Source organism: Salinivibrio kushneri, assembly GCF_027286325.1.
In the GTDB taxonomy this organism is placed as follows: Bacteria; Pseudomonadota; Gammaproteobacteria; order Enterobacterales; family Vibrionaceae; genus Salinivibrio; species Salinivibrio kushneri_A.
In genome coordinates, this window is record NZ_CP114589.1 from 17,544 (window position 1) to 28,584 (window position 11,041).

Below are 11,041 nucleotides of genomic sequence, written 5' to 3' on the forward strand. Positions count from 1 at the left end.
GATTTGCTCCTACTTAACGGCCAGCAATGAGCGAAACCCACCACGCCGCACCACACCAATTAGCACCGGCGCGCCTATCATTGCCAACAACACGCCACTCGGCATTTCGTAAGGCTGAATCATCCAGCGTGCCAGGATATCGGCAATCAAGATAAAACAAATACCAAATAGCGCAGAGAAGATAACTTGAAGAGACAAGCGCACAGGTTCGACCATGCGGGCACAATAAGCGGCCAGGAAGCCCACAAAACTGATCGGCCCAGCCACAGAAATGGCACAAGCGGTAAATAAAGTAGACGCCACTAATACCCCCACTCGCACCCAATAGGTATTAATGCCAAGCGACTGTGCCTGCTGCTCGCCAAGCTGCATCATGGTGAGCTGCCGCGCCAGTAGGAAGGTTAAAGCGATTGCAGCCAGCATAAAGGGAGAAATCAGCATCATCGACGTCATGTCCGCCGCCGCCAGCGAACCGAGGTTCCAAAACCGAAACTGATCTAACACCACTTGGTTTGACAGTAAAAGGTAATTGGATAACCCACCAAAGGTGGCATTCATCGCGACCCCAACCAAAATCAGCTTGAGTGGGCTAGACTTCCCCACCACTTGACTGACCAACAAGACCACAACATTGCCGCCTAACGCGCCTAATCCAGACCAGACGAGATACCCCAACGCAGATTCGACGCCAAAGTATGTCAAGCCGGTGACTAATCCCAGTACTGCACCCGCGTTGACCCCCAGTAAACCTGGCTCTGCCAGTGGATTACGGGTTGCGCTTTGGAGTAAGGACGCCGCCAACGACAGGCTGATGCCCACCAACAACGCGCACAGTGTGCGTGGCAAGCGTAAGGTGTCCATCACCATTGTCATGTGTTCTGACGGATGCGTTGAAGAGAACGGGGTGATGGCAGAAAAATAGTATGCAAAAGCGTCTGCGGCACCATACTCCCCTGCCCCAACCGACATTGATATCATTGAAAAAAGACAAACACTGAGAACACCGCCCCCTAACCAGGCGAGGTGAATTTTCGACACGCTTACAACTCCATGTATCACAACGATGCCGGGCATGATATCAATCCCCGTTTTCCGATAACAGAATTAAATAAAAATAGTTATCAGTCGCCTTATTAGGTAAGATTTGCCAATACTTTTTCGATGAGCCAATAATAAGGAGCATTATTTTGCTGAGAAGCCTTTTTACGGTCCTCGCGCTGTTCTGCATGATCAACCAAGCCAGCGCCGCCGATACTCGCACAGTCGAAGATGCTAATGGGGAGCGCGTTGTCGTTCCTACACAGCCTAAACGCATCATTACACTCAGTGAAATCGACTTAGATACCACCCTCGCATTGGGCCTTACCCCAGTAGGGACCGTTAATGGCCGCGGCCAATCGTCTCTACCTCGATATTTAAAGCCTGTCATTGATGGCAATATACAGGTCGTCGGTGGGCTCTCTCGGCCAAATTTGGAAAGCATTTTAGAGCTCGAGCCCGATTTAATCTTAACCGCACCCAATCGCCCAGAGGTCATTGCGCTGCTAAGTGAAATTGCACCAACGGTGGTCACATTTGATTACGGTGAAAACTGGAAAACAGTATTTAAACGCACTGCCAATGTCCTAAATCGTCAAAAAGAGGCCGATGCCTTTATGACGCGCTACCAAGCGCATGTAGCCAAAACAAAGCAGGCGATTGGCGACAAACTGGGGCAAACCATCAGTGTCGTACGCTGGAACCCGAAAGGCCCGGCGTATATGTTCCGGGATTCTTTCGCTAGTCAGGTGATCACGGATGTTGGCATGAAGCGCCCAAGCACACAGCAGGATCCTGGCCATACCCATTCTATGTCACTGAGCTTAGAGGCGCTTGATGTGCTAGATGGCGATTGGATGGTGATCGGCACACTCAGCGCGTCTGGTGACGCAGTGGATGCGATGAAACAAGCAGAAGGCACGCCAGCATTCCGCCAACTTAGCGCCATTGAAGCAGGTCGCTTTGCACCGGTAGATGGATCATTATGGACCTCCGTCGGTGGCCCGCTCGCGGCACTGAAAGTCATGGATGATATCGCTGAATTGGTCAATAAGCCCAACGCTGAACCGCTGAGCGAATAAACGTCGCGTTACCGTATAAAAAAACCGCCGAAAGGCGGTTTTTTCGTCTCGAGCCGAATTAGCTCACCATGAGTTGTTTGCGGTCAACCTTACCACTGGCCGTTTTCGGCAAGCTTTCCAACCAGATAAAACGGGTTGGAATCATATAACCGGGTAACTGCGGAGCAAGCGCCTTTCGCAATTGCAGACGTGTCATCTTTGGTGTGCTGGCGTTGCTGCGTTCACCTTGCTCTAAGTAACCGACGAGAACACGATTCTCCCCCTCGCCTTCTAGTTTCACCACGGCATCCAGCACCGCCTCTAACCCACGGAGACGTGCTTCGATTTCTCCCAGCTCAATCCGGTAACCGCGCAGTTTAACCTGACCATCCTGACGTCCTATGTAGTGATAACAGTCATCCGCCAACTGCCGAACAATATCGCCGGTACGGTAATACCGCCGACCATCACTGCATGTAATAAACTGACTCGCCGTCAGATCATCCCGTTGCCAGTAGCCATCGCTGAGCGCATTGCCACAGATACATAGCTCCCCTTCATGGCCAAAAGGAACAGGCTGTCCCTCTTCATCCAGCACGAAATGGCCATATCCCGCCAGGCTCGACCCAATGGTGAGCCGGTGCGCGGTTGTCACTTCTGACATCATTGACCACACGGTAGCTTCTGTCGGGCCGTAGCAGTTCCACAGTATCCTCGAACGCGCCATTAGCTGTTCCGCCAATCCAGCATCTAATGCTTCCCCTCCTATCAATGCTCTGAGTCCGGCCTTCCCACGCCAACCGATATTGACCATCATTCGCCAAAACGTCGGCGTTGCTTGGAGCGTGTTTATCGACGGGTGCCGCGTTAATAACGCCGCGACAAGATGAGGATCTTTGTGCTCCTCACTACTTGCTAGACACAAGCGCCCCCCGACCAGCAAGGGGGCAAAAATCTCCAACATTGAGATATCAAACGCAATGGTAGTGATCAGTAGCCAATGACACTCACTATCGAGGTTAAGTCGCGTCACGGCGGCAGACAAAAACGTCGCCATTGCCTGATGGCTAATCACCACCCCTTTGGGCTTACCGGTTGAGCCAGAGGTAAACATAATGTAGGCGGTGCTCTGCGGACTCAGTAAAGGCAAGTGCAGCGGTGTCCGGCTTGTTTCCTTTGCGGTATTCTCGTCAACAAGACGTAAGGTGACAACCGGACAGTCAAACGCGATTGGCGCTGAACCATCGCAGCTTGCCTCTATCACCGCGTTTAACTTCGCCTCATCAGCGATCTCTTTTAATCGCCCAGACGGAAACAGCGGGTCGAGCGGGACAAAGGCCACACCAGAAAACAAACACGCCAATAAGGTCGTTATTAAGGTTGGCGACCGCATTACATGGACTCCAACCCGATCACCCGGTCGCAGTCCTGCCTGGTTTAACCGCTGCTGTACCTGGCTTACCGCCACCAATAATTGATCATAGCGAATCGATTGCTCGCCAAAATCAATGGCAACACCGTCTGAGGCGGCCGCCTCCGTTAGGGCGGCCTTCAGCATCGCAGCTAAACAGGTTGTCTGCTCACTACGTGGGTTACTCGCCAGCATCGCTCGCCTCCATCGCCAGTTGCTCACTGATTGGCGGCTGTGCTGATTGAGCGCGACCCACACTCAGTGCTCGGCAAACGGCATCTGGTGTCGCATGTTGATACAAAAACGCTAACGTTATTGGCTGTGCCACACCCATCGCCGAGACATCGTGCATATTCAGGGCATAATTGAGTCGTTGCACCAAGCCAACCGCCGCTAGCGAGCTTATCCCTAACGCACATAAAGGCTGATACCAATACGGGCTCTCAGGGGTCACGGACAGATCAGTGCTTTGCTGCCACACCTCACTGACCAAACGCGCCACTTCCGATGCATACTGACTCTCTGGCGGATAACCGGACGGAATGATCGTTTGCGGCGGCTGGTTGCGCACGCCCTGAGGGGCAATATCAACCGGTGCCTCTGGCAACGAGTCTGTGGAGGCGAGTGGCAGCATCTGTTGCGGATCAGCGGCAATCACCTCCAGCAGCGACGCCCGCCATTGACGCAACACATCACGGGCTCGGGATGGCTCAACCTGCGCGCCATCAAACTCAAAACGCAGCGATAGCTGACCGCCTATTTCATTGACGACCAAGCTGAGCGGTACTTCTACTTTTTCAAACGCTGAGCCAAACTCCGGATACAGCATTGCACCGGGCGTTTTGAGATCGTGAGAACCTTTGGTCTGCGCACGCGGATAGTTTTCATAAACAAACACGCTATCGAATACGCTGCGACGTCCTGCGTGCAAGCCGATCAGCGATTGTGTCGAATACTGATTCAACGCCATCGCCTCATCTTGCAGCGCGCGCAACTGCTCAGCCAGAGGTAAGTGATTTTTCCACTCGATGATCAGGGGTAAAGTATTGATATACAAACCAACACTACTATCGATTCCCGTCACAGGGGCATCACGTCCCGGTACAACATTGCCAACAATCGTCGTGGTTTTCCCACTTGGTAGGCCGCACTCTTGTGCAACCAGACGGTGCCACGCAAATTGCACCACGGTACTATGGGTTACCCCAACTTCACGAGCAAAATGCTGCAATGCCGCCTGCTCTTGCTCATTGAGTACTGTTCTGACCACCTCTGGTTGTCGCTGCCTCGGCAAAGAGGCGAAATCAGGACCAAACAACCGGGTTAAATCATCGGCTTTGACTGTCGACAAGGCTCGCTCTGCCCAGAATGCCTCGACGTCAGGGCGCACCTTAACTGCGTATTCTGCATGCGCTATATAAGCCTCATCCACCGGCAATAATGATGGTGACAGACTATTATTGGGATCACTCAGTGCCTCATAGGCTTGGTGCAGCGCTGCAAATAAACGCGGACCGCTCCAACCATCAATGACAGCATGGTGGCAACTGAAGATAACCTGAATATCATCATCGGCGAGACGGAAGCAACGAACACGCATTAAAGCTTCGCCATCAAGTGCGATACCACGTTGACGATCTTGCTGGCAATAGGCCGCAATCTGGGTGGCAGGCGCTTCCTCATCAGCCAGTTCGACCCATTCGAATGGCACATCAATCTGACGCTGAACCACTTGTATCAATTGATTATCAACGCCGTAAGGGCCACTGATCACGGTCCGCAGTGCTGGAAACGCCGAGACAACGACTTGCCAAGCCTGCTGATACCGCACTCGATCCACCGATTGCCGATACCGAATCGGCGTCTGCAAGAGATACGCTTCATCGTCTGGACAACGACGCTGGTGAACAAACATGCTTTGCTGAAGTGACGAGGCTGGCAGCAACGCTTCAATATCAAAGCGCTCACTCAGTCTGTCCAACTCGCGTTGAGTCAGGTTCACTAACGGAAAATCCGAGGGCGTCGACAAACGTCCATATAACCTTGAATGCTGCTCACAATCATGAACCAGTTTGACCAGATTAGCTTTAAAGGCTGCCATAAACTGCTCACTAAGCGTTTGATCTAAAACGCCCACTTGCCGCAGTGTTAACTGACCATCATCGATACCGCCATGTAAACTGAGCAGCTCTGCGCCAGGATTAAGCGGTGAGGCGGTCTGCCCTGGCACGATAGGGACAGGACGCCAATGTTCAACCGATTGATCGTGTTTTTGCGTCTGACGGCCGAGATAATTCAAGACAATCGGCGAGAAGGTCAGTTGCTCGCCCTGAGGATGGAAGCAACGCAAGGCGTTGAACCCGACCCCGTTATCAGGCACCTCACGCAGTGCTTCTTTAACGTGTTTGATGGTTTCTGCCAAGGTTGGTCTCACCGATACACGGCATGGGTAGGTACTGGTAAACCACCCCACAGTACGGCTGACATCCAATTGCGCGTCAATCTCTTCCCGACCATGCCCTTCTAACATCACGGTGGCTTGATCTCCCCAGCCCAGCGCATTGAGCGTGACACTCAACGCCGATAGCAACAAGTCTCGCACCTCGGTACTAAAGGCAGTATTGGCGGGGCCAACCAAGCGCGCGGTGTCAGCATGATCCAGTTGTAATCGCGCGTGACTAGGAGTCACGTTTCCATCAGCGTCTTTGTTGAGCACCGCGGGTAAGGTGCTACTTGCCCCCTCACTGACGTTATCCAGCTGGCGATACCAAAAATCAAACTGTGCCGAGTGACGGTTCGCATAGTCTCGAAGCGCCTCTCCCCATTGGCGATAACTGGAGGTTTTATCAGCTAGCGGCAACCCTTGTGATAAACGCCGCAGATCATCAGCGATGATCCGCCAAGACACGGCATCAATGACCCAGTGATGAAAGGCCAAAAACAGCCCAGTTTGTTGACTCTGCTCGTCTTGGACGGGTAAATGCCGGATCCGCGCCCAAGCCATAATGGGACCGTTAACCAAATCAAACTGCGACTGCAATGTGGTGAGCGCGTCATAAAGTGCCTCCTCCGTCATGGCGGATGCATCCAGCTCTTTCAGCTCGGGGACAACAACAGAGGCTTGGTAGCGCTGGCGACGAGTCCCGCCCTCTTCAACCACCCGTAGCCGCAGCGCATCATGATGTGCCAATAGCTTTGACATCATTTCGTTCAGGCGGGTGTTATCGAGGTTAGGAATAGCCAAAATCACCGCTTGGTTCCAATGCGCTGGCCGAGCAAAGGGCTGTGCATCAAACCAGTGCTGGATGGGGTGCAGAGCAAAGTCACCGGATAGCTGTCCCTGCTCTGCATCGACAGCTTGCTCCGTTTCAGCACGTGCCGTGAGGGTGCGACACAATTTACGGACTGTTTTCGCCTCAAATACGTCTTTGACGGTGCAAGGAAAACCTGCATCCCGAAGGCGGGTGTTGAGCTGTATACTCAAAATTGAATCGCCGCCCAGACGGAAGAAATCGTCTTCCACACCGAGCTCCGTATTCAGCACATCGCGCCATACTGCAAGCACGTCGGTTTCCATGTCCGTTTCTGGCTGCGCATAGTGTTGTGCTGTCCGCTGGCGTGCTGGCAATCGACTGACATCCAGCTTACCGTTTACCGTCAACGGCAATTCATCCAGCACAATAAGCTCTGCTGGTACCATATATTCAGGCAGAATTCGGTTGGCTTCAGACAGGATTTTCCCCACATCCACAGTCACTTTGTCAACAGTCACTTTGTCAACAGAGTTGTCAGAGAATGACGCACTTTGCATTGTGGCGTAGGCCACCAGCTGACATTGCGCACCTTCCCCGGAAAGAACAACTCTCACTTGGTTAAGTTGCGGGGCCACTTTGGCAAGCTGGTTTTCGATTTCAGCCAATTCAATCCGATAACCGCGCAGTTTGATCTGTTGATCCAGACGGCCCAAGTACTCGACGTCGCCGTTGTTAAGCCAGCGCGCCTTATCGCCTGTGCGGTAGCAACGTACGCGCTGTCCCGCGATGGTGAGGGTTACAAAGGCGCTCGCGGTTAATTCTGGTTGGTTAAGATATCCTCGAGCCAGCCCCAGACCAGCAAGACAAAGCTCTCCCGCTACTCCCACGGGGCAAAGCTGTCCCCGCTCATCAACGATCAGCGCTTGTGTATTATCTACAGGCTGGCCTATGGTCACCGGCTCACCGGGCTTCAGCTCTTTGACCAAGGCCGTCACGGTGAATTCGGTCGGGCCATACATATTGAGAAGGCGCAGTTTGTCCTGCCAACTGGTCGCCAACGTGGCCGGACAAGCCTCACCGCCAAACGCGACGGTATGAAGTGTACGTAGTGGCCGAGGAACCATGGCGGCAAACAGTGCTGTTGCACTGATCATATGGGTCGCACCACAGAAATCTGCCTGATCAAGCAAGGTCTCATCCGGCTTGCCAAACACTAAATGCGCCCCCGCAAATAGAGGAAGAATGGCGGTCATGTTTCCCGCATCAAACGCCAAAGACATTGGGTTGAGCATCACACTATCGCCATTCAACCCTAACCGCGTGGTATGGTCGGTTAACAGATTCGTAAACGCGCCATGTTCAACTTCGACGCCTTTCGGTAAGCCTGTAGACCCCGAGGTATAAATCACATAGGCCACGTCATTTTCTTTTACCGTGGGGGTGGGTGGCGTCTGTCCGGTGGCAGAGAGCTGCTTCGTGGTGGATGGTTCTGTGAGGTTAAGCACTTCGCAGCCGGTTAGCGACGGATGAGATTGCGCAAACAGGGCATCAGGCGCAATCACTAACGATAGTTGCGCATCATCAACAAAGTGCTGCAAGCGAGCAGTTGGATAGGCTGGGTCGAGCGGCACATAGCTCATCCCCGCTTTCCAAACGGCGAGCACTGATACCGCATACTGGGTCGTACGGCTTGCCACCACACCTACTTTTGTCTCGGCACCTGGCGCTTGCCTATTTGAGCCTTGTGCCAATAAATAATGCGCTAAACGATTTGCTGCCTGTTCTAGCGCCTGGTAACTGAGGGTACCATCAGATCCAGTGACCGCCCGTTGAGTCGGGCTCACTGCGGCATGGTGACTCATTTGGTCATGCACCAACCTGTTCGCTTCAACACGGGTTGGCAAGCTGGCTAATGCCTTGCCAACTTGGTTTTGATGCGCCTGTTCCACAAGGGGCAAGGCCATTACTTCTGTTTCGGGGGCGGCGAGGATACCGTCTAATAACCGCAGAAACATGTCGGCGAAGCGAGCGATCGTTTGGTGTTCGAAAATCCCTTTGCTGTATAGCCATTCCAGCCGAACACCGTCTACCAACTCGGTCACTTTCAATGATAAATCCGTTTTGGCGGGCAGTACCGGCGACGGTTCTTCTACCGCACCGCACCCTGGGATCAGGTCGTTAAAGTCCACCTTTGCCTGGTAAACCAGCATAATTTGGAAAATAGGATTATGTGCCGTGGTTCGGTCAGCCCCGATGGCTTCGCTTAGGGATTCAAAGCGAAACAGCTGATGATCAAACGCTGCCAAATCCTGCTCACGGCAATATTGCAAGTAATCGATGAAGGTCGCATGCTCATCAAGTAGCGTTCGCAGTACAATGGTATTAACAAAAAACCCAACAACATCTTCTATATCGCCGCGCTCTCGGTAGGCCAAAGGGGTGCCAATGACCACATCCTTTTCCCCACCAAGGCGCGCCATTAGTAGTGAGAAAATTGCGTGTAAGCCAATAAAGTATGAGCAACTGTTTTGTTGGCATAGCCGCTGAAATTGCTGCCACTTGGTTAAAGAAATGGTCGAGAATACCAGTGCGCCATCATTGTTGTGGCTTGCAGGACGCGGTTTATCCAGCGGCAACGCATGCACTTCCGGAATGCCTTTCAATCGCTCAACCCAAAATGGGCGAAACTCTTGGTGATAATCGCGAAAGGCTGGAGAATTTAGCCAGTGAGCGTAGTCAATGTAGTTAACATCAGTCGGTTTCAGCGGTGCTAACTGGTTATTCTGGTATGCTAAAAAAGCCTGCTCGAAATCAGCAAACATGTTTTTCACGGACCAACCATCTGAAATGATGTGGTGTTGAGTGAGCATCAGCAAATGCTCTTCCTCATCCAGTCGAATCAATTCGACCCGCGTTAACCCTCCTTTCTCCAGATCAAACGACTGGTAAATATCCTCCTCAACCCTTCTCAATAAGGCTTTTTCTCTCGCCTCTTTGTCCAAGTGCGAGAGATCATGATGCGTCACGGTCAGCGTGGCCTGATCGTCAATGTGCTGTTCACCTTTTCCATGGCGATTGCGCACAAACCGTGTTCTCAAGCTGGCATGTTTATCCTTCAAGGCCGCAAATGCGTATTCCAGTGCGTTTACATCGAGTTTACCGGTGAGGCGGAAATGGACCGGCATATTGTATAAGTGCGAGTTGTCTTCATATTGCTCGATAAACCACAAACCGCTTTGCGAAAATGAAAGCGGCCCCGTTTTATCTTGTTGTACTGGAATAGGCTGTTCATAGGCCTGACGCGCGCGTAAGCACCGGATAATCGCCTCTTTATGGGTACGGATCTGCTGGCCAATTTCTGGCGTCATCGCTTGTTTGCTGCATTGAGAAACCAGCTGACCTTTTTCATTCAGTGCTAACCGAATGCCTTTGCGCTCAAGATCCGCCAAAAATGAAATCATATCTGTCATGGTTTTTTCCTGTATCACTGCGGATCGTCGTTACGCGTTAAGAGTGGCACCGCCATCCACCACGATGTCCTGCATCGTCACATGGCTGGCCAAATCTGATGCTAAAAACACGACGACGTTCGCGACTTCTTCTGGTTGGGCGATCTTTCCTAGTGGAATGCCCAGTTTGAATTGCTCAGGAAACCCTGCAATGGTGCGCTGCTCGGCATCTTCGCTGTGCCACAGTGAGCGCTGCATCTGCGTATCCGTCGAGCCCGGCGATACCAAATTGCAGCGTATGCCATAAGGGGCAAGCTCTAGCGCAACACAGTGAGCGAGGCTGCTCAGTGCGGCTTTAGACGCACAGTAGGCTGTCATATGTTGACGCGGAACATGGGCGGCATTCGAGCTGACCGTCACCACGGCACCATGACGTTGCTGCTTAAATACAGGGATCAGCTGTTGTAATAAGTAGAAAGCGCCGGACGCATTCACATTAAGGCAGGTGTGCCAATCGTCTAGCGTCAGCGACTCGGCTTTTCCCATGCGTAATGTACCCGCCACATTGGCGAGTACATCGATACATGGCACATCCGATAAAATACGCTGCGTTACCGCTTTAACCTGGTCTGGATTCGCAATGTCCACATCATAGGTTGAAAATGGGTATGGCGCGCCCGCCTTGCGTGCGCCACCAAAGTCATTATCCAAACCAATTACCTGAGCACCCAGTTGGTGGAAGTGCATGGCCACTGCGTACCCGATGCCACGAGCCGCCCCCGTTACCCAAACCACTTTGTTATCAAATTGACCGCTGAAGGTCATGGC

5 protein-coding genes are annotated in these 11,041 nt (G+C 52.5%); 1 reads left to right on the forward strand and 4 read right to left on the reverse strand.

Features of this window, described 5'->3' with window-relative positions; all coding sequences use genetic code 11:
* Nucleotides 1-9: 9 nt before the first annotated feature.
* Nucleotides 10-978 carry a FecCD family ABC transporter permease gene (locus tag N8M53_RS13035; RefSeq protein WP_420066628.1) on the reverse strand — a complete coding sequence of 323 codons (969 nt, stop codon included), beginning with the start codon at nucleotides 976-978 and terminating at the stop codon, nucleotides 10-12.
* A 203-nt stretch (nucleotides 979-1,181) separates the two neighbouring features.
* Here N8M53_RS13035 and N8M53_RS13040 point away from each other — a divergent pair, with 203 nt between their 5' ends.
* Entirely contained in the window at nucleotides 1,182-2,120 is a 939-nt protein-coding gene (locus N8M53_RS13040; RefSeq protein WP_420066629.1) for an ABC transporter substrate-binding protein, read from the forward strand.
* Between the two features lie 58 nt (nucleotides 2,121-2,178).
* Here N8M53_RS13040 and N8M53_RS13045 read toward each other — a convergent pair whose 3' ends face one another.
* From N8M53_RS13045 to dhbA, 3 genes are read right to left on the reverse strand one after another with little or no spacing between them, the layout of a single operon-like run.
* On the reverse strand, nucleotides 2,179-3,705 hold the full coding sequence (locus N8M53_RS13045) for an amino acid adenylation domain-containing protein (protein ID WP_269580304.1): 1,527 nt from the start codon (nucleotides 3,703-3,705) through the stop codon (nucleotides 2,179-2,181).
* Nucleotides 3,692-10,234, reverse strand: coding sequence for a non-ribosomal peptide synthetase (locus tag N8M53_RS13050; protein WP_269580305.1), 6,543 nt, complete (start codon nucleotides 10,232-10,234; stop codon nucleotides 3,692-3,694). The genes N8M53_RS13045 and N8M53_RS13050 overlap by 14 nt, the downstream gene beginning before the upstream one ends.
* Nucleotides 10,235-10,264: 30 nt before the next feature.
* Entirely contained in the window at nucleotides 10,265-11,038 is a 774-nt protein-coding gene (gene dhbA, locus N8M53_RS13055; RefSeq protein WP_269580547.1) for a 2,3-dihydro-2,3-dihydroxybenzoate dehydrogenase, read from the reverse strand.
* Nucleotides 11,039-11,041 lie beyond the last annotated feature (3 nt).

Coding starts and splice junctions, on each gene's coding strand:
- N8M53_RS13035 (WP_420066628.1), bottom strand. CDS start 978: ATGATATCAATGTCGGTTGGGGCAGGGGAGTATGGTGCCGCAGACGCT.
- N8M53_RS13045 (WP_269580304.1), bottom strand. CDS start 3,705: ATGCTGGCGAGTAACCCACGTAGTGAGCAGACAACCTGTTTAGCTGCG.
- N8M53_RS13050 (WP_269580305.1), bottom strand. CDS start 10,234: ATGACAGATATGATTTCATTTTTGGCGGATCTTGAGCGCAAAGGCATT.
- dhbA (WP_269580547.1), bottom strand. CDS start 11,038: ATGACCTTCAGCGGTCAATTTGATAACAAAGTGGTTTGGGTAACGGGG.